Genomic DNA, 20,412 nt, shown 5'->3' on the forward strand with positions numbered 1-20,412 from the left:
GGCCAATCTGTGCCCTTGCTGCCGTCAACTGTCCGATACCCACTGGACCACGGGCACTGCCCCAGGGTTCAACGCAATCTACAGCCCCTGTTGCAGGAAGGGATCGTCCGGGTTCTGCCGTTCCAGTTCAGCGAGCAGCACCTGAACGTTCTGCAACTGGCCGGTTTCCTTCCAGTACTGGATCAGCAGCACCCGTGCCCGGCGATTGGCCGGCTGGCGGCTGAGCAAGGTTTCCAGCTGCTTCTGCGCGGCATCGGATTGATCCAGGTCGTGCAGGGTCACTGCCAGGGTGTAGCGATAGTCGGCATTCTCCGGCTCCAGCTCCACCGCGCGCGACAGGGCCAGCAGGGCGTACTCGCGCTGATCATGGCGGATCAGCCAGAGCCCCAGCTCGTATTGCAGGAACGCCGAGTCCGGGCGCAGTGCCAGGGCGTTGGCCAGCACCTGACGGGATTGGTCATGGTGGCCCTGGCGTTCCAGCAAACGCACCTGGGTGGCCAGGGCGTCGAGGCCATCCGGCGCCATGGCCAGGCTGCGCTGCAGGGCCGCAGCCGCCTGGTCGTAATCATTTTCGTGCAAGTACAGGCGCGCCAGGTGCACTTGGGCCTCGGCGTCGTCGAGTTGTTTTTCCAGAGCCTGCTGGTATTGCTCTAGGGCGGTCTGCAACGGGCCGAAATACAGGCCGATGGCATCAGGGTCGAGGCCGAGCAGGGCATCCACGGCGGCAAAGCGCACGCTCTGCTCGTCATCGTCCAGCAGCGGCCCCAGCACCAGGCTGCGCTGAGAGGGTGGCAGCAGCTTGCGGACGCTGGCAATGGCGGCGCGGCGCACCAGCGGATCGTCGTTCTCCAGGTCCAGGCGGGCCAGCTTCAGTGCCTGCGGCGACGGGTAGTTGGGCAATTCGGCATACAGCGCGGCACGGCGGATCGGTGTCAGGTCATCACGCTGCAGTTGTTGGTACAGCACCCGGGCGGCACCCGGCAAACCGTCATGTGCCTGGCGCAGCGCCTTGCCGTAGCTGTGGGGTGGCAGTACCGGTGGCGCGGGCTTGTCGTCCCGGCGCAGGAAAACGATGGCGAGCGTCACCAGGATCAGCAGCAGTACGGCGATCAGGTAGCGGTGGCGTCTGGGCATCGGGCGCTGCGGTCCATGGCGGTGGGAAGGCAGAGCTTGGGGCAGAATGCCCTGGGCTGCAAGCCGCAGGGGCGCCAAGGGGCCATAAAAAAGCCCCGCGGGCCAAGGCCGGCGGGGCAAACGGTTGGGGGAGGAACCAACCAAAGGAGTCGTGGAAACGGGGCGATTCAGCGTGCGCTGGCAACGGTCTCCGGCTGCCAGCCGCCGCCGAGGGCCTTGTAGATCGAGACAATGCCGCGGTACAGGTCGACTTCGCCCTGGGCCTGGGCGTCTTCGGCGCTCAGGCGTTCGCGTTCGGCATCGAGCAGCACCAGGTAGTCCACCGTGCCTTCGCGGTAACGCACCGAGGCCAGGTCGGCCGCCTTGCGGCTGGCCTCGCTCTGGCGCATCAGCGACAACAGTCGCTGCTGGGTCTTGTCGTAGTCGCTGAAGGCGTTGGCTGACTCTTCCAGGGCCAGCAGCACCTGCTGTTCATAGTTGGCCAGGGCGCCTTCGGCGTCAGCCTTGGCACCGCGCAGGCGGGCCCGCACGCTGCCCAGGTCGAAAGCGGCCCAGGTGATGCTTGGCCCCAGCGCCCAGGCATTGGCGGCGGAGGAACCGATCTGCGAGCCACGGGCGGCGGTAAAGCCGAGGAAGCCGCTGAGGCTCACCCGCGGGAACAGGTCGGCGGTGGCCACGCCGACATTGGCAGTGGCGGCGGCCAGCTGGCGTTCGGCGCTGCGGATATCCGGGCGGCGGCGCAGCAGCTCGCCCGGGTCACCTACCGGCAAGGCCTTGGCGATGGCCGGCAAGGCCTTGGGCGAAAGGTCGACGCTCAGCGCGTCCGGGCGCTGGCCAAGCAGGGTGGCGATGCGGTGCCGCGCTCGGGCCTGTTCGGCTTGCAGTTGCGGCACAGTGGCCTCGACACCCGCGAGGCGGGCATCGGCACGGACGACGTCGAGGTCGTTGCCAACCCCGGCGTCGCGCAGGGTCACGGTGATGCTGCGTGACTCCTGCTGGGTCTTGAGGTTGGCCACGGCGATTTTCTCGCGCAGTTGCGCCCCGCGCAGCTGGCCATAAGCATCAACCAGTTCGGCGATCAGGCTGACCTGCAGCTGTTGCAGGTCGGCCTGGGCCACCGCTTCCTGGGCCTCGCTGGCCTCGATCTGGCGCTGGATACGGCCGAACAGGTCAAGCTCCCAGGCCATGTCCAGGCCCAGGTCGTAGCGCTCCTGGTTGACCCGTTGGGTGGTCTGCCCGGGAACCTGGCCTTTGCCGATCTCGCTGCTGGCGCGGCTGGTGACCACCGGGAGCTGGTCGTTGGCGACGTCATCGTGAATCGCCCGTGCAGCCTTGAGCCGGGCGAAGGCCACGCGCAGGTCGCGGTTGCCGTCCAGCGATGCTTGCACCAGCTGGTTCAGCACCGGGTCGTCGAACTGCTTCCACCAGACGCTTTCGAAGCGACTGCGGTCGAAGGCCTTGGCCTGCACATCAGCGCTGTCGAATTGTGCGGGCTCTGTGTCCGGGGTCTTGTAGTCCGGGCCGACCGCGCAGGCCGCCAGGGCCAGAGCCAGCAGGCTCGGGGTCAATGGTTTGAGCAGGTTCATGCGTGGTTCTCCAGCACGGCTGCGTGCTCGGCCTTGCGGGCCTGGCGACGCTCGACGAAGCGGCGGATCAGGAAGAAGAACACCGGGGTCAGGAACAGGCCGAACACGGTCACGCCGATCATCCCCGAGAACACCGCCACACCCATGGCATGGCGCATTTCCGAGCCGGCACCGGAGCTGAACACCAGCGGCACCACGCCCATGATGAAGGCGATCGAGGTCATCAGGATCGGCCGCAGACGCAGGCGGCAGGCTTCCAGTACCGCCGCCAGCGGGTCGAGGCCCTTGGCTTGTTCATCCTTGGCGAACTCGACGATCAGGATCGCGTTCTTGCACGCCAGGCCTACCAATACGATCAGGCCGATCTGGGTGAAGATGTTGTTGTCACCACCCGACACGATTACCCCGGTGATGGCCGACAGCAGGGTCATCGGCACGATCAGGATCACCGCCAGCGGCAGGCTCCAGCTCTCGTACTGGGCGGCCAGCACCAGGAAGGCCAGCAGCACGCACAGCGGGAACACGAACAGCGCGGTGTTGCCTGAGAGGATCTGCTGGTAGGTCAGGTCGGTCCACTCGAAGGTCATGCCGTTGGGCAGCTCTTGCTTGAGCAGCTTCTCGATCGCCGCCTCGGCCTGGCCGGAGCTGTAGCCAGGGGCTGCAGCACCGTTGATCTCGGCGGTGATGAAGCCGTTGTAGTGCATCACCCGGTCAGGCCCAGAGGTGTCGCTGACCTTGAGGAAGGTCGCCAGCGGGATCATCTCGCCGAGGTTGTTGCGCACCTTCAGCTGGCCGATCTGCTCGGCATCGAGGCGGAACTGCTGCTCAGCTTGGACGTTGACTTGATAAGTGCGGCCAAAGCGGTTGAAATCGTTGGTGTACAGCGAGCCCAGGTAGACTTGCAGGGTGTCGAAGATGTCGGTGATCGCCACGCCGTGGGTCTTGGCCTTTTCCCGGTCGATGGCGGCATCGACCTGCGGCACGTTGACCTGGTAGCTGGTGAACAGGCCCGCCAGTTCCGGTACGTTGTGGCTTTTGGCGATGATGTTCTGGGTTTCCTTGTACAGCGCTTCGTAGCCCAGGTTGCCGCGGTCCTCGATTTGCAGGCGGAAGCCGCCGATGGTGCCCAGGCCTTGCACCGGTGGAGGCGGGAAGATCGCGATGTAGGCGTCCTGGATGTCAGCGAACTTGGCGTTCAGCGCGGCGGCGATGGCCGCTGCCGACTGGCTCGGGTCCTTGCGCTCGTCGAACGGCTTGAGCGGGGTGAACACGATGCCGCTGTTCGGGCTGTTGGTGAAGCCGTTGATCGACAGGCCCGGGAAGGCCACCGAATCGGCCACGCCCGGCTGCTCCAGGGCGATTTCGCTCATGCGCTTGATCACCGCCTCGGTGCGGTCGAGGCTGGCGGCGTCAGGCAACTGGGCGAAGGCCACCAGGTACTGCTTGTCCTGGGCCGGCACGAAACCGGTCGGCGTGGACGAGAAGCCCAGGTAAGTCAGGCCCATCAGCCCGGCATAGAGGAACAGGGCAATTCCGCTGGAGCGGATGACCCGCCGTACGCCGCCAACGTAGCTGTGGCTGGCACGGTCGAAGAAGCGGTTGAACGGGGCGAACAGCCAGCTGCCCAGCAGGCGCTCGAGGAACCGCGAGAAGCGGTCTTTCGGCGCGTGGTGGTCTTTCAGCAGCACGGCAGCCAGTGCCGGCGACAGGGTCAGCGAGTTGAATGCCGAGATCACCGTGGAAATGGCGATGGTCAGCGCGAACTGCTTGTAGAACTGCCCGGTAAGGCCGGAAATGAACGCGGCCGGTACGAACACCGCGCACAGCACCAGTGCCGTGGCAATGATCGGCCCGGTCACTTCACTCATGGCTTTTTGGGTGGCTTCCAGCGGTTTCAGGCCCAGCCCGATGTTGCGCTCGACGTTCTCCACCACAACGATGGCGTCGTCCACCACGATACCGATGGCCAACACCAGGCCGAACAACGACAAGGCGTTGAGCGAGAAGCCGAACAGGTGCATCACCGCGAAGGTACCGATCAGCGAGACCGGTACGGCCATCAATGGGATGATCGAGGCGCGCCAGGTCTGCAGGAACAGGATCACCACCAGCACGACCAGGATCAGCGCTTCGAACAGGGTGTGTACCACCGCTTCGATGGAGCCGCGGACGAACACGGTCGGGTCATAGACGATGCTGTAGTCCATGCCTTCCGGGAAGTCTTTCTTCAGCTCGGCCATCTTCGCCCGCACTTCGTCGGAGATCTCGATGGCGTTGGAGCCTGGGCGCTGGAAGATCGGAATGGCGACCGCCGGCTGGTTGTTCAGCAGCGAACGCAGGGCGTACTGGCTGGAACCCAGCTCGACCCGGGCGATGTCCTTCAGGCGCGTGATTTCGCCATCGGCACCTGCGCGGATGATGATGTTCTCGAACTCTTCCTCGTTGACCAAGCGGCCCTGGGTGTTGATCGACAGCTGGAAACTGGTCGAGCCGGGGGCGGGCGGGGCGCCCAGCTGGCCGGCGGCAACCTGGCGGTTCTGTTCGCGGATGGCCGCCACCACGTCGCTGGCGGTCAGGTTGCGCGACGCGGTCTTGTTCGGGTCGAGCCACACGCGCAGCGAGTAGTCGCCCATGCCGAACAGCTGCACGTCACCGACGCCGCCCAGGCGCGCCAGCTCATCCTTGATGTTGAGAATGGCGTAGTTGGACAGGTAGAGCATGTCGTAGCGGTTGTCCGGCGAGGTCAGGTGCACGACCATGGTCAGGTCGGGCGAAGCCTTGTCGACGGTGATACCGATCCGGGTCACTTCCTCCGGCAGCTTGGGCTGGGTGCGGGTGACGCGGTTCTGTACCTGCACCTGGGCGTTGTCCAGGTCGGTGCCCAGGGCGAAGGTGATGGTCAGGGTCAACTTGCCGTCAGCGGTGGACTGCGAGGACATGTACAGCATGTTCTCGACACCGGTGATGGCCTGCTCCAGCGGCGCGGCGACGGTTTCACCGATCACCTTGGGGTTGGCACCGGGGAAGTTGGCGCGCACCACCACGGTCGGCGGTACCACTTCGGGGTATTCGCTGATCGGCAGCTGGAACAGCGAGATCGAGCCCGCGATCAGCAGCACCAGCGACAGCACCGCAGCGAAGATCGGCCGGGTAATGAAGAATTTCGAAAAGTTCATCGGTGTGGTCCCTTAACCGCGTGGCGCCTGGGCGCTGGCGACTTTTTCGGTGGAGCCCGCTACTTTCTGCGCCGGGTTGCTGGCTTCGAGTGCCTGGCGCTGTTGGGCGAGGGCGGTGAGGGTCTGTTCACTGGCCATCGGCGTTTCTTCCGGGGTTACCGGCGAGCCAGGGCGCACCCGCTGCAGGCCCTTGACCACGATGCGGTCGTCCTTGGCCAGGCCGCTGCGCACGATGCGCAGGCCTTCAAGCTTCGGCCCCAGTTCCACGGCGCGGTAGGCGGCCTTGTTGTCCTTGTCCATGACCAGCACGAACTTCTTGCCAAGGTCAGTGCCGACCGCTTCGTCGTTGATCAGCACAGCGTCGTACTGGGCGCTGCCGACCAGCTTCAGCCGTGCATACAGGCCTGGGGTGAACTGGCCGTCGCGGTTGTCGAACACGGCGCGACCACGGATGGTGCCGGTGCGCGGGTTGACCTGGTTGTCGACGAAGTTCATCTGGCCCAGGTGCGGGTTGCCGGTTTCGTTGGTCAGGCCCAGGTACACCGGGGTGCTCTGGCCGCGCTGACCTTCACGCGCCAGCTGGGTGTACTTGAGGTACACGCGCTCGTCGGCGTCGAAATAGGCGTACACCTTGTCGGTGGACACCACGCTGGTCAGCGGCGTGACATCGGCGGTGACGATGTTGCCGGCGGTGAATTCGGCGCGGCTGACGCGGCCGCTGATCGGCGCGGTGACGCGGGTGAAGCTGAGGTTCAGGCGGGCCAGGTCGAGCTGGGCCTGGATCGCATCGACCCCGGCGCGGGCTTCGGCGGCGGCGCTGCTGCGCGACTCGGCAAGCTCGGCGGAAATGGCATTGCTGTCTCGCAGGCGCTCGCCACGGCGGGCTTCGTTGGCACTGCGGATAGCGGTGGCCTTGGCCTGTTGCAGCTGGGCTTCAAGGCGGCGGACCTCTGCCTGGAACGGGCGTGGGTCGATCTGGAACAGCAGGTCGCCTTTCTTCACCTGGGCGCCTTCGGTGAATGCCACCAGGTCGATCTGGCCGGAGACCCGTGGGCGCACCTCAACGGTTTCCGGCGCTTCCAGGCGGCCGGTGAACTCGTCCCATTCGTTGATCGGCTGCTCGATGACCTTGGCGACGCTGACCTTGGGCGCGGCGGGAGCCTGCACGGCGTCGGGGGTGCGGCCACAAGCGCTGAGCACCACCACTGCCAGGGCAGCGAGGGGGAAGCGCAAGGGTTTGAGTGAGTGATCCATGGAGAACTCCGCCAATGTATTAGTAGTGGGCGGAGTGTGAGTGTCTTGCGCGTGGCGCACGAATCGAACGCAGCGAAGGTTATTATCACGCGCAATGATATGTCTGGATCAATCATCGATGGCGGGCATGTGACGGCGCTTGGGCTTAAGCTCTCTAACAGCAGTACCGGCCTCTTCGCGGGGCAAGCCCGCTCCTACAGGGATTGCGCGACATTCAAGGTTGGCGTTGTACCTGCAGGAGCGGGCTTGTCCCGCGAAGAGGCCGGCACAGCCACCCCCGGCATAGCGACTGAAATAGGCCCCACCGTGCACACTTACCACCGCCTGCCCGGCCCCCTCGGCATCGTCCTCCTCGGCGTGCTGCAAATTCTGGTCTGGGGCGGCTCGTTCTTCCTCATGGCGGTGATGGCCGACCCGATCAGCCGCGACACCGGCTGGCCTAGCCAATGGGTCTACGGTGCGCTGTCCCTGAGCCTGATGGTCTCGGCGCTGCTGGCCCCGTTGTCCAGCCGGCTGGTCGCCCGCTACGGCGGCCGCCCGCAAATGGCCGCCAGCGGCGGGGTGGTGGCGGTGGGGTTGCTGATCATGGCTGCCAGCCACAACCTCGGCCTGTTCCTGCTGGCCTGGGCGGTGATCGGCATCGGCATGGCAATGGGTTTGTATGAAACGTTGTTCGCCACCCTCGGCGGGTTGTATGGCGAAGGCGCGGGCAAGGCGATTACCGGCATCACCCTGATTGCCGGCTTCGCCTCGACCCTTTCATGGCCGACCGTGGCCCTGGCCATCGAACACTTCGGCTGGCGAGCGACCTGCGTGTGCTATGCGCTGGTGTTGATCGTGGTGGTGGCACCGTTGTACTGGCGGGTGCTGCCAGCGGGCGGGCGGGTCGAGGTGCCGGCCAGGGCGCAGGCACAAGGCGAAGCGCTTGGCGTGGACCGCCCGCTGTACCTGCTGTTGACCAGCATGTTCGCCATCGGCGCGATCATCATGACCGCCATCGCCGTACAGCTGGTGGCCGTGCTGCAGGGGCTGGGGCATTCGCTGCCGGTGGCCATCGGCCTGGCGGCGATGCTCGGGCCCAGCCAGGTGGCGTCGCGGGTGCTGCAGATCCTGGCGGGCAAGCGCCACCCGATCTGGACCGCGCTCGCCTGGGTTAGCCTGGTGCTGATCGGGTTGCTGATGGTGACCTTTGTCCCGGCTGCTACGGCGGTGGGCTTGCTGGTGTTCGGCTGCGGCAACGGCCTGCGAGCGATCGTGCGTGGGCTGCTGCCGCTGGCGATGATGCCACCGGCGCAATATGTGCTGCTGATGGGGCGCATGTCGCGGCCTTCGCTGATCGGGCAGGCACTCACGCCTGTGGTAGGTGGCTTTCTGTTCGAGCACTTTGGCTCGATGGGGGTGTTGGTGGCGCTGTGTCTGCTGGCGTTGGTCAATTTGGGGTTGGTGGGGATGGTGATGCGTAAGGTTCGTATTGGCTAGTAAGTAAGACTGTAGTTTTCGGTGTCATATCAGCTACGAAATAAGGGTGAATGGATTGAGTCACATTCATAACCTTGCAGCCATTTTCATTGCTGAGTAGGAGAGGCTGTCAGAATTTTTGCTGGTGACTCGTGCGCGCAGAGAACTGCTTGCATTGAATCTCGATACTGCATCGCTCAGTGGCAAGTAACCCAGACGTTGTTGATCGGTATAGTGCATGGATTGGTCGTCAACTCGGATGATTTTGTAATTATTTTCAGTGGCGATTTCATTGAATAAACCAATTCGGTCTTCGACTTGGTTTTCCAAGAGTCTTCCTTCGTAAGCAATTTTGTAAGAGTCTGCTGACGCGTTGCTATCCAGAAGGTAAAAGAAGTCCTGTGCGCTTACGCTGACTGACTGTATTCCTGACACCCTTCGAAGGTGGCTAATTTCATGGATGATTGTTGCTGCGCGTGTTTCATTTGTAAGGGAGGTTGAGAAAAATTCGTCCAGGATGAGAATGCTGCCTTGGAAATCACTTTTGGCTACTTGCGCATACGTGTTGCTGGCGCCTTCTGTTGCTCGGTTTATCTTCTTGTGCCCTATTTCGGGTGTTGCATATTCTGTTAGCATGCCCGCTATTTTTTTCCAGTTGTTTACTATGTTCGGCAATACATCCGCATATCGCGGTCCAAAGAATGTTTTCATTTCGTTTGCGTATAGAGACTGGCCTGGTTTCACGACTTTTCTGAGCGCGAGGAGTGCTGCATCTAATGCTTGTTTTACTGTTTCTGCTTCGTCTGCGGGGAACTGTGATAAGCCATATGCTGTAATAGTCAGCGTGAGGCCATTTGAGTCTGCATAGGTGCCAGGGTTGTTTTGGACCATGCAGTAAAGGTTCAAACCATCCACTGTCTCAGCCGGGTCCGCACTCAACCAGCGCCCTGCCCAAGACAGGTAATACCGGTAGCCGTAGTAATACAAATCGGTCGCATCGCGCTCCTTGCCCGAAAAACGCACGGTCTTGTAGTCAGCCTCAATCGCACTGCGCGCTGCCCATACCGACGTCTCCCCGTACGGGTAATATTCCTCCCGGCTGATCAGGCTGCCGCTACCATCGAGCTCCAGGCCATGGCTGCCGATAAGGTCGCCATACTGGTAACGCAACTGGTCATCGGCAATCTCAGCCGGCTTGCCAGCCACCCAGTGCAAAACGCGCACTTGCGCATGACCGGTTTGACCCACGCACAAAACCTGAAGGCTTTCTTTCCCCGTCGTTCGCAGTTCCAGATTGGCCAGGTAGATGACCTGCTGGCTGTTCAGCTGTTGCGTGCTGCTCTTCAGTACGCGCTGGCAGCGGGCATCGTAGCGGTAGAGTTCGTGATCGCCCGGGGCGCCGTCGCGCACCACGGGGGTGACTTTCTGCAGTTCTCCCCGGGGTGCCCGCCCGTTGGCACTGACCAGTTGGTACAGGCTGTCGTAGCCGTAGAGGCTTTCTGGTCCCACCCGTTGGTTGCGCCAAATGCGCGTCTGCTGAGACTCGTCTCTGGCATTGAGCACATTGCCTACCGGGTCGTATTGGTAACGCAGGTCCTGCAGCAAGCCGGTTTGACGTTTTACTCGAATGATTGCCAGTCGCTGCGTTCGCGGCTCGTATTGGTAGGTGCAGGTCACGCCGTTGCCGTGTGTCTCGTTCAGCTTTCGCCCCTCGGCCGAGTGGGTCAGCGCCGTCACCACAGGTTGCTCTGCGCTGTTCTTCACGGTCAGCCAAGTGCGCGCCAGCTGCCCGTTCACGCCATACGCCACACGCTGCTGATGGTCAGCCGCATCCCGCGTGTTCAGCACATTGCCCGTGGCATCGGTGCAGGTGACGGTAGTGTACCTTTCTGGCCCAAGCAGTGCATTCCAGGCAGTCGGGTCCGCACCATGCCAATCGACTTGCAGGTCGGGGTCAGTCGCCGCTTGGGGCAAGCGGCGTGTCATCGACAGTGGCACGCCAGAGAGGGCCATGCATTCAGTGGCCATCAGCCCGGCCGTATCGTAGTGACTGATGCAATGCCCGGCGATGTTCCGGTCTTTGTCTGCAGCCGTGCTGGCCGCGTAAATGAAGCGCTGTGTTGTTCGTGGGCCTTCGCTGGCAACCTGCTCGGAAACGGCTAGCGGCCGACCAGGCAGGGTTGGCACCTCGTAATGCCAGGTGTGGCTGACGGCCTGGCTGTGGTCCTCCCTGCTGTCGCCGGTGCTGAGGATGCCGTTCACGATGAGCAGTGGCCGGCCGGCGGTGTCGCTCAGTTTGACGGAGGTACCCGCATCCACGCTGCGGGTGTGCAAGGCATTGCCGCGCAGGTCGTAGTGATAGATGAAGTTGGCAATACCGGCGTTAGCCAAGCGTGGGTCTGCGCTCTGCTTCAGAAAGCCAGATGCAGTGAAGTGGTGGCGGGTGACGCGTGCCCGGGTTACATCCAGTGCGTCCGGATGGCGGTGATAAGTGATCTCGCGCACGCTTGAACCGCGGCCATCGCGGGCTATTGCCTTTGGGGTGTTTTGGTTGACTGCGATTGCCATGTTCCCTATGGACATATTGCCTCGCTCCGGCTGAACGCACCTGCGTGAAGCAAGCATTCCTCATCAAGGATGAGTTGTAACCTGGCAATAATGCTGGGAACGTTTGCGGTATAACGGGCTCAGCTGATGGCTGTGCGACAGTGACTGGGATATTGAGCTTGCTGATGTGGCACTGGTGCTGCAGGTCGCGGCGGAGGGGTTGGTGGTCATGCGTAAAGTCAGAACCCTCGCAGCTGTGACGACAAGGTCCTGAGTCTCTGAAAACTTGGCAAGTTCCCGCGCAATTGTTGTAGAACTCAGCTTACTATCCGTAAATGGACAGAAGCGCTGTGGATCACATCTTGACTGCCAGTTTGACTGCTGCATATGCAATGCTGTCGGCATTCCTGGCCGCAATGCGGGATCGCAGTAGAGGCGTGTTGTTGAAGAAAGTAACTGCATTATTCAGGGTTAAGTAAGCATCTACATTGTGTTGCCTGTAAGTCAGAGTGTTTTTGTTTGCGTCTACGATATGAAGTGATCGGAAGTTTGCTGTCTCGGCGAGAAATAATTCTGGGGTTATGACGTCGCTCGCTTGAAACTTAGGTCTATTCAATAATTTGAAGGAATCAAAGGTTGGTTCTCCGTCGCTCAAGTAGAAAAAGTCATGGGTATTGGGGCCTTTCGCGCTCATGCCGTTTACATATCCAAAATGACTGAATTCATGGATAATTGTTGCCACTAGTGCTTCAGGTGAGTGGCTGAGTGTGAAGAAATTATCAAAAATATACAGGCGCCCAGTTCCGTTGCTTTGTTCTGTCGCGGCAAACACGTTTGGGGTGTTGGTTTGGGCGCGATAGATTTGACTGTATTCTGAGAAGGTGGACGGATATTCGGCAAGTACATCCAGCGTTTGGTTCCAGCTGTTTCTAATGTTGGTGTATTGGGATAGGTATTCGCTGCCGAAATAATGCCTCATTAGAGTTGCATCAGGAATGAATGCTGGATCCGTGACGCTTATCAACGTATTTAGTGATGTTTCCAGGGTTGCTTCAACTAGATCTTTTTCACTGCTTTCAAAGTTGTCCAGTCCGTACTTCAGTATTTTGATGTCTTCCCTCGTCTCAGACGGATCGGCCTGGGGCGACTGCAGCATGAGCCCCTGATCGTCAAGGTAGCTAACAGGGTTGTTGCGAACCATGCAATAGAGATTCAAATGATCCAGCGTGCCTGCCGGGTCCGCACTCAACCAGCGCCCTGCCCAAGGCTGGTAATACCGATAGCCGTAGTAATACAAACCGGTCGCATCGCGCTCCTTGCCGGAAAAGCGTACGGTCTTGTAGTCAGCCTCAACTGCGCTGCGCGCTGCCCATACCGACGTTTCCCCGTACGGGTAATATTCCTCCCGGCTGATCAGGTTGCCGCTAGCATCGAGCTCCAGGCCATGGCTGCCGATAAGATCAGCATACTGGTAACGCCACTGATTATCGGCAATCTCGGCCGGCTTGCCGGCCACCCAGTGCAAAACGCGCACTTGCGCATGCCCGACTTCACCCACGCACAAAACCTGAAGGTTTTCTTTCCCCGTCGTTCGCAGTTCCAGATTGGCCAGATAGATGACCTGCTGGCTGTTCAGCTGTTGCGTGCTACTTTTCAGTACGCGCTGGCAGCGGGCATCGTAGCGGTAGAGTTCGTGATCGCCCGGGGCGCCGTCGCGCACCACGGGGGTGACTTTCTGCAGTTCTCCCCGGGGTGCCCGCCCGTTGGCACTGACCAGTTGGTACAGGCTGTCGTAGCCGTAGAGGCTTTCTGGTCCCACCCGTTGGTTGCGCCAAATGCGCGTCTGCTGAGACTCGTCCCTGGCATTGAGCACATTGCCTACCGGGTCGTATTGGTAACGCAGGTCCTGCAGCAAGCCGGTTTGACGTTCTACTCGAATGATTGCCAGTCGCTGCGTTCGCGGCTCGTATTGGTAGGTGCAGGTCACGCCGTTGCCGTGTGTCTCGCTCAGCTTTCGCCCCTCGGCCGAGTGGGCCAGCGCCGTCACGACAGGTTGCTCCGCGCTGTTCTTCACGGTCAGCCAAGTGCGCGCCAGCTGCCCGTTCACGCCATACGCCACACGCTGCTGATGGTCAGCCGCATCCCGCGTGTTCAGCACTCTGCCCGTGGCATCGGTGCAGGTGACGGTGGTGTACCTTTCTGGCCCAAGCAGTGCATTCCAGGCAGTCGGGTCCACGCCGTGCCAATCCATTTGCATGTCGGGGTCAGTCGCCGCTTGGGGCAAGCGGCGTGTCATCGACAGTGGCACGCCAGAGAGGGCCATGCATTCAGTGGTCATCAGTCCGGCCGTATCGTAGTGACTGATGCAATGCCCGGCGATGTTCCGGTCTTTGTCTGCAGCCGTGCTGGCCGCGTAAATGAAGCGCTGAGTGGTTCGTGGGACTTCGCTGGCAACCTGTTCGGAAACGGCTAGCGGCCGACCAGGCAGGATTGGCACCTCGTAATGCCAGGTGTGGCTGACGGCCTGGCTGTGGTCCTCCGTGCTGTCACCCGTGCTGAGGATGCCGTTCACGATGAGCAGTGGCCGGCCGGCGGTGTCGCTCAGTTTGACGGAGGTACCCGCATCCACGCTGCGGGTGTGCAGGGCATCGCCGCGCAGGCCGTAGTGATAGATGGAGTTGGCAATACCGGCGTTAGCCAAGCGCGGGTCCGCGCTTTGCCTCAGAAAGCCAGATGCAGTGAAGTGGTGACGTGTGATGCGTACCTGGCTTTCATCCAGTTGGTCAGGGTGACGGTAAAAGGCAATCTTGCGCACGACAAGGCCACGGCCTTCGTGGGCCATTACGGTTGGGGTGTTGTGGTTGACTGCCTTTTCGATACGACCCATGGGGCAGCTACCTCGCAAGATCAGGGTGTGACTCGATGCGAGGTAAGCTTCCAGCAAAGTCGTCAGTACGTAACCTGATAAAAATGACAGGTGCCCATGGGCTCAGGGTCAAGGGGCGCTTACCGCTTGCGGCCTTTGCCGACGGTACAGCACGGTCGTCGCGGTGAACCCGCATACCGCCGCGAACATCAGCCAGTAAGCCGGTGAGGCTTTGTCCCCGGTGGCCTGCACCAGCAGCGTCGACACCGCCGGCGTAAAGCCGCCGAACAGCGCGGTGGCCAGGCTGAAGGCCAGCGAGAAGCCGACCACCCGCACGTTCGCCGGCATCACCTCGGTCAGTGCCGCGACCATGGCACCGTTGTACAGGCCGAAGAACATCGAGAAGTACAGCAACACCGCGAGCAGGCGCTCGAAGCTGGCAGCTTCAGCGAGCCAGTGCATGGCCGGGTAGGCGGTCAGCACGCACAGCAGGGAAATTGCCAACAGCTGCGGGCGCCGGCCGATGCGGTCGGAGAGGGCACCGCCGAGGGGCAGCCAGATGAAGTTGCTGACCCCGACCAGCAGGGTCACCACCAGGCTATCGGTGGTGCTCAGGTGCAGCACGGTCTTGCCGAAGGTCGGGGTGTACACCGTGATCAGGTAGAACGTGGTGGTGGTCATCGCCGCCAGCAAACCACCGGCCAGCACCGTGCGCCAGTTGTCGCACATCGAGCGGAACACCTCGGCCGTCCCCGGGTGATGTGCGCGGGCCTTGAACGCTTCGGTCTCCTGCAGCGAGCGGCGGATGATGAAGATGAACGGGATGATCACGCAACCGATGAAGAACGGAATGCGCCATCCCCAGGCTGCCACCTCACTGGTTTCCATGCAGGCGTTGAGGGTATAGCCCAGCGCCGCCGCCACGACGATCGCCACTTGCTGGCTCGCCGACTGCCAACTGGTGTAGAAGCCGGTGCGCCCCGGCTTGGCGATCTCCGAAAGGTACACGGATACGCCACCCAGCTCGGCGCCGGCTGAAAAGCCCTGCAACAGCCGGCCCAGCAATACCAGCAGTGGGGCGAGGATACCGATGCTGGCATAGCCGGGCACCAGGGCAATCAGCACGGTGCCAGCAGCCATGATCGACAGCGTCACGATCAGCCCTTTGCGCCGGCCGACCTTGTCGATGTAGGCGCCCAGCACGATGGCACCCAGCGGGCGCATCAGGAAGCCCGAGCCGAACACCGCGAAGGTCATCATCAGCGAGGCGAACTCGCTGCTGGCCGGGAAGAACGTCTGGGAAATGTAGGTGGCATAGAAACCGAACAGGAAGAAGTCGAACTGTTCGAGGAAGTTGCCGCTGGTGACCCGCAAGATGGCGCCGAGGGTGGCGCCCCGGGTCGGTGTTGTCGTTTTCATCATGGCTCGCTTTTGTTGTTATTGGATGGAGGTTGCCGCGCTCAGTCGTTGCCAGCATTGATCGGGTTGGGCTGACGTTTCTCGATGGCGTGCTTGAGCAACGCGGCGCTGCGGAAAATGCCGTGGGCGAACTTGCTGTAAGGCATGGTCAGGAAGAACGCCATCACCAGCCCCAGGTGCAGGGCCAACAGCAGGCCAAGGGCGCTGGTTTCGCGGAACGCCAGCAGGGCCAGGCCGCTGGCGCTGACCAGCAACAGCAGAGCGATGAAACCGCGGTCCATGGGTTTCTGTTCGGCGTCGCCGTGGTTGGGGTTGCGTCGCAGGTTGAGGTACAGCAGCCCGGCAGGGCCCGCCAGCAGGCCGAGGCCTCCGGCGATGCCAAGCATGACCGGCAGGCTCAGCACCGGGTACGGCGCCTCCAAGCCAAGCAGGTAGTGGTAGAGCGTCGCGCTGCCGGTGGCGGCCAGGCACAACAGGAAACCGTAGAAAGTCAGGTGGTGGAAGCGTCGCCGCCACAGGGTGAAACGGTCATCGGCATTGTTGCAGCCCTCGCCATGTCCTCCGTCGAGGTACTTGAGGCGGGCCACACTGGTAGTCGCTTCCAGTGCAGCGGCGGTTTTTAGCGCGACCGTTGCTGCTGGAGGGGAGATGTCGCGCCAGAACCGGCGCACGCCCAGCGCCAGGGCGATGACTGCGAAGCCGAACACCCCACCGAACATCAGCGCCAGTGTGTTGTGGGCAAAGATGCCATAGAAGTTGCCGCCGGCCATGGGTGTGAACAAGTTACCCATGGCCAGCAGGCTCAGGCACAGGAACAGCACCAGGGCGAAGCCGCTGGCCAGCGCAAGGGTCAGGCCGTTGCGCTGGTACAGACGGCCGAGGGTGCGCGGCCAGGCATATTCGGTGTAAGTGTCGAGGCGCACCTTTGCCATGGCCTTGGGCACGTTGACCTGGAATTCGTGGGGCGCGGCGTACTGGCAGGCGTGCAGGCAGGCGCCGCAGTTGTGGCAGAGGTTGGCCAGGTAGTGGATGTCGGCCTGGGCGAACTCCAGGCGCCGGGTCATCGCCGGAAACACGGCGCAGAAACCTTCGCAATAACGGCAGGCATTGCAGATGCTCATCTGCCGCTGCACTTCGCTTTCGTGCACGTTAAGCACCGGGATCAGTTCACTTTGTGCCTGCGGATCAAACAGCTGCATGGCGTGCCTCCTGGATGTCGACGAAGCCTGCGCTGGCGGCCGCCTGGACGCCGGCGATACGGCCGTACGCCGTGCCGATGGCCATGCCGATACCAGCGGTGTAACCCTTGCCCAGTACGTTACCGGCCATCATTTCTCCAGCGACGAAAAGGTTGGGGCTGGGCTTGCCGGCGAAATGCACGGCGGCGCTTTCGTCGGTCGCCAGGCCCAGGTAGGTGAAGGTGACGCCTGGCTTGAGCGGGTAGGCGTAGAACGGCGGTTTGCTCAGCGGGCGGGCCCAGTGGGTCTTGGCCGGGGTCACGCCTGTGGTGTGGCAATCGTCAAGCGCGGTATGGTCGAAGGTGCCGACCTGGCAGGCACTGTTGAACGCTTCGATGGTCTGGCAGAACTGTGCTTCTGGCAGGCCCAGCTTGCGCGCCAGTTCGGCCAGGGAATTGGCCGTGGTGCCTGGGAACACCGGAGGCATGAAGCGGCCGATGGCCTGCTGGTCGATGATCGAATAGGCCTGCTGACCCGGCTGGCCGGCTACAAGGCGGCCCCAGATGGCATAACGCTTGGGCCAGAAGTCTTCGCCTTCGTCATAGAAACGCTCGCCGTCGCGATTGACCACCACGCCTAGTGACACGCAGTCGATGCGGGTGCAGATGCCACCGTCATACAGCGGCGCGCGGGCGTCGATGGCAACCATGTGTGCCTGGGTCGGGTCGCCGATGATGTCGGCGCCCAGTTCGCCCATGCGCTTGAGCAGGATGCCGGTGTTGAAGCGTGTGCCGCGGATCAGGAAGTTGTCCGACGGCCATTCGCCACGGGCATTCTGGCCCCAGGCTTCACGCAACCACTCACGGTTGGACTCGAAGCCGCCCGCCGCCAACACGCAGGCCCTTGCCTGGATGCGTTCTGCAGGCAGCTGGCGGCCCTCGACCTCGCGGGGGGGCAGGTGAGCTGCGACGAACCTGCCGCCCTGCAGTTCGATATCGTTGACCTGGGCGTTGTAGCGCACCTGCACGCCGAGCCGTTCGGCGCTGCGGAAATAGGCATTCACCAACGCCTTGCCGCCGCCCATAAAGAACGCGTTGGTCCGTGCCACATGCAGGGCACCGGACAGCGGCGGCTGAAAATGCACACCGTGGCTGCGCATCCAGTCGCGGCAGCTGGAGGACGCACGGATGGCTATGCGCGCGAGTTTTTCGTTGGTCAGGCCGCCGGTGACCTTGAGCAGGTCCTGCCAGTACTCTTCTTCGGGGTAGGCATCGACCAGCACATCCTGGGGTGCGTCGTGCATGCAGCGCAGGTTGCGGGTGTGCTGCGAATTACCGCCACGCCAGGCCCTGGGCGCGGCCTCCAGCAGCATGACGCTGGCGCCGGCCTCGCGGGCCATCAGCGCGGCACAGAGGGCGGCGTTACCGCCGCCGATTACAAGAACATCGATCATTGTCGCTCCTCGGTCGCAAGGAGGCATGAACGAAGGGCCCCTTGCGAGTGAGGAGACAGTAGGGCTGTCGGCCGGGCGCCGAAAGGCGGGCTATGGCATGGGGTGTTCAGTTTTTCTAAAGGCTGGCGTCTTCGATCCAGGTCGCGCCCGGCCATTGCCGCTGGCTGACAAGTTGGCGGGCAACGTCGATGATCACCCGTCGGGCGGCCAGCGCGGCGGGTGACAGCTCATCGTCCGCCAGGGTTGCCAGCAGGTTGCGTCGGCCAACGTGGGCGTCGCTGATTTGCGCGACCCGCAGCCCGCTTTCACCGCTGAGCGCCGCTGCAGCGCCTGGTTGGATGGTCGCGGCATGGCCGGCGCGCACCGCATTCATCAGCACGGCCAGGCCATCGACTTCCATGATGATGTTCGGCACCAGGCCGGAGCGTTCGAATGCAGCCATCAGGGTCGAACGCAGACCGTGCTGGGCGCTGGGCATGACCAGTGGCAGCGGGCCCAGGTCGGTCAGTTGCACACTGCCTTCGGGCGCGAGGGGTAGCTGTGGAGGGCTGATGACGAACAGCCGTTCATCGAGCAGCGGCGTCACGCTCCAGCGTTTGCCTCCTTCGAGCTGGAACAGGATGGCGAGGTCGATCTGCCGGGCGTTGAGCTGCGCGGCAAGGTGCCCGGAGAGCATTTCCACCAGGTGCAGCTGGATGTCGGGGTAGCGCTCGCGCATGGCATTGATCAGCGGCAGGGCGAGCACGGTCGCGGTGGTCGGCGGCAGGCCGACGGTGACGTAGCCGCTCATGCGCCCACGGTGGGCGGCGAGGATGGCGTTGTCGGCCTGGCGCAGGCTGAGCTGGGCATGGTGCAGGAACGCCATGCCGGCGCTGGTTGGCGTGACCCCTGTGCTGCTGCGGTTGAGCAGGCGGGTGCACAGCTCGCTTTCGAGCTTGGCGATCTGCTGGCTCAGGACGGAGACGCCGACCTCCAGTTCGAGCGCGGCGCGGCCAAGGCTGCCGTGTTCGATGATCTTGACGAAGTAGCGCAGTTGCCTGAGTTCCAAGGGGGGGCTCCAGAGAGGGGGCGAGAGGCGGGTAAATGCGATCAACCTTGGGCAAATTGCAAAAGCTTGTCGCCATCCAGCCGGTAGCGCACCCACTCATCTTGTGGCTCGGCGCCCAACGACTTGTAGAAACCGATCGCGGGCTCGTTCCAGTCCAGTACGCTCCACTCGAAGCGCGCGCAACCGTTGGCCACGGCTTCGCGTGCGATATGCCGCAGCACATCCCGACCCGCGCCACCGCCACGCTGCTCAGGGGTGATGTACAGGTCTTCCAGGTAGATGCCGTTGCGGCCCTGCCAGGTCGAATAGCTGTAGAAATACACGGCAAAGCCGATGGCCTTGCCGTCGCGCTCGCAGATCAGGCTGTGCACGGTGCTGCCTTCGTCGAACAGGCTGTGCTCGATATCGGCCAGGGTGGCGACCACTTCGTGACGGGCGCGTTCGTACTCGGCCAGCTCGGTGATGTAGGCAAGAATCTGCGCGGCATCGGCGCGAACGGCAGGGCGGATGGTCAGGCTCATGGGGGGCTTCCTTGTTTTGGTGAGCAGTACAGTGATGTGTATCTGCATAATTTAATGTAACTGTACCGGTCGCAGGGCAGGGCGACTCCGTTAGTGTGACAGCACCTGCAACGATTCTGGAATGCCTGCCATGCTTGCCTCTGCCGACCTGCTTACCGCCTTTGTGCTGTTTGCCTTCGTTTCCTCGATCACACCGGGGCCCAACAACACCATGCTGCTGGCCTCGGGCGTGAACTTTGGCGTGCGCCGTTCGATCCCGCATGCCATGGGCATCAGCGTTGGCTTCATGGTCATGGTGTTGGCGGTCGGCCTGGGCCTGGGCGAGGTATTCAAGGCCTGGCCGGCGCTGTACACCGTGTTGCGCTATACCGGTGCGGCCTACTTGCTGTACCTGGCCTGGAAGATCGCCACCTCAGGGCCGCTCGGCGGCGATTCGCCGAGCGCGCGCAAGCCGCTTGGGTTCTGGGGCGCAGCGGCATTCCAGTGGGTCAACCCCAAGGCCTGGGTAATGGCGGTGGGGGCAATCACCACCTACACGCCGGCCCAAGGCTATGTGATGAATGTGGTGGTGATTGCTGCGCTGTTTGCCTTGGTCAACCTGCCCAGCGTCGGTGTCTGGGTGATGTTCGGCAGCGCCCTGCGCAACCTGCTGCAGAACCCGCGCTGGCTGATGCTGTTCAATGTCCTGATGGCCTTGCTGCTGGTGATTTCACTCTACCCGCTGCTGTTTGTAGAATCGGCGTTTTCATGAACCCATGAGTACAGCAAGCCG

Annotated in this window: 13 protein-coding genes; 2 read left to right on the forward strand and 11 right to left on the reverse strand. The window is 62.5% G+C overall.

Features of this window, described 5'->3' with window-relative positions; translation table 11 throughout:
- Window positions 1-78: 78 nt before the first annotated feature.
- From BGP85_RS10505 to mexE, 4 genes are all read right to left on the reverse strand, one after another.
- Window positions 79-1,134 carry a HEAT repeat domain-containing protein gene (locus tag BGP85_RS10505; RefSeq protein ID WP_103447101.1) on the reverse strand — a complete coding sequence of 352 codons (1,056 nt, stop codon included), beginning with the start codon at window positions 1,132-1,134 and terminating at the stop codon, window positions 79-81.
- Window positions 1,135-1,301: 167 nt separating this feature from the next.
- The gene (locus BGP85_RS10510; RefSeq protein ID WP_103447102.1) at window positions 1,302-2,720 is read right to left on the reverse strand and encodes an efflux transporter outer membrane subunit; all 1,419 of its coding nucleotides are present in this window, start codon (window positions 2,718-2,720) and stop codon (window positions 1,302-1,304) included.
- Window positions 2,717-5,896 (reverse strand): efflux RND transporter permease subunit, encoded by a 3,180-nt coding sequence (locus tag BGP85_RS10515; RefSeq protein ID WP_103447103.1) that lies wholly within the window; start codon window positions 5,894-5,896, stop codon window positions 2,717-2,719. The genes BGP85_RS10510 and BGP85_RS10515 overlap by 4 nt, the downstream gene beginning before the upstream one ends.
- Before the next feature lie 12 nt (window positions 5,897-5,908).
- Window positions 5,909-7,150 carry a multidrug efflux RND transporter periplasmic adaptor subunit MexE gene (mexE, locus tag BGP85_RS10520; RefSeq protein WP_103447104.1) on the reverse strand — a complete coding sequence of 414 codons (1,242 nt, stop codon included), beginning with the start codon at window positions 7,148-7,150 and terminating at the stop codon, window positions 5,909-5,911.
- 357 nt (window positions 7,151-7,507) lie between these two features.
- Between mexE and BGP85_RS10525 the strand changes: the two genes are divergently transcribed.
- Window positions 7,508-8,629 carry an MFS transporter gene (locus tag BGP85_RS10525; RefSeq protein WP_181005068.1) on the forward strand — a complete coding sequence of 374 codons (1,122 nt, stop codon included), beginning with the start codon at window positions 7,508-7,510 and terminating at the stop codon, window positions 8,627-8,629.
- Between the two features lie 66 nt (window positions 8,630-8,695).
- Here the strand turns inward: BGP85_RS10525 and BGP85_RS10530 are convergent, their stop codons facing one another.
- The 7 genes from BGP85_RS10530 to BGP85_RS10560 all read right to left on the reverse strand — a co-directional run bounded on the left by BGP85_RS10530 (window position 8,696) and on the right by BGP85_RS10560 (window position 19,640).
- On the reverse strand, window positions 8,696-11,191 hold the full coding sequence (locus BGP85_RS10530) for an RHS repeat-associated core domain-containing protein (RefSeq protein WP_219811573.1): 2,496 nt from the start codon (window positions 11,189-11,191) through the stop codon (window positions 8,696-8,698).
- 319 nt (window positions 11,192-11,510) lie between these two features.
- Window positions 11,511-14,042 (reverse strand): RHS repeat-associated core domain-containing protein, encoded by a 2,532-nt coding sequence (locus BGP85_RS10535; protein WP_219811574.1) that lies wholly within the window; start codon window positions 14,040-14,042, stop codon window positions 11,511-11,513.
- 108 nt (window positions 14,043-14,150) lie between these two features.
- Window positions 14,151-15,443, reverse strand: a complete 1,293-nt coding sequence (locus BGP85_RS10540; RefSeq protein ID WP_103447107.1) for an MFS transporter — start codon at window positions 15,441-15,443, stop codon at window positions 14,151-14,153.
- 38 nt (window positions 15,444-15,481) lie between these two features.
- Entirely contained in the window at window positions 15,482-16,639 is a 1,158-nt protein-coding gene (gene tcuB, locus BGP85_RS10545; protein WP_103447108.1) for a tricarballylate utilization 4Fe-4S protein TcuB, read from the reverse strand.
- A complete protein-coding gene (gene tcuA / locus BGP85_RS10550) occupies window positions 16,626-18,071 on the reverse strand; it encodes an FAD-dependent tricarballylate dehydrogenase TcuA (RefSeq protein ID WP_103447109.1) in 1,446 nt (481 codons plus the stop codon). Before tcuA ends, tcuB begins: the two co-directional genes overlap by 14 nt.
- Window positions 18,072-18,186: 115 nt before the next feature.
- Complete coding sequence (locus BGP85_RS10555; protein WP_103447110.1) at window positions 18,187-19,119, reverse strand: LysR family transcriptional regulator; 933 nt, start codon at window positions 19,117-19,119, stop codon at window positions 18,187-18,189.
- A 41-nt stretch (window positions 19,120-19,160) separates the two neighbouring features.
- Window positions 19,161-19,640 carry a GNAT family N-acetyltransferase gene (locus tag BGP85_RS10560; RefSeq protein ID WP_103447111.1) on the reverse strand — a complete coding sequence of 160 codons (480 nt, stop codon included), beginning with the start codon at window positions 19,638-19,640 and terminating at the stop codon, window positions 19,161-19,163.
- A 121-nt stretch (window positions 19,641-19,761) separates the two neighbouring features.
- On the opposite strand from BGP85_RS10560, the gene BGP85_RS10565 reads away from it, so the two are divergent.
- Window positions 19,762-20,391 carry a LysE family translocator gene (locus tag BGP85_RS10565; protein ID WP_103447112.1) on the forward strand — a complete coding sequence of 210 codons (630 nt, stop codon included), beginning with the start codon at window positions 19,762-19,764 and terminating at the stop codon, window positions 20,389-20,391.
- Window positions 20,392-20,412: the final 21 nt, after the last annotated feature.

Source organism: Pseudomonas putida (assembly GCF_002906855.1).
GTDB classification, from domain to species: Bacteria; Pseudomonadota; Gammaproteobacteria; order Pseudomonadales; family Pseudomonadaceae; genus Aquipseudomonas; species Aquipseudomonas putida_N.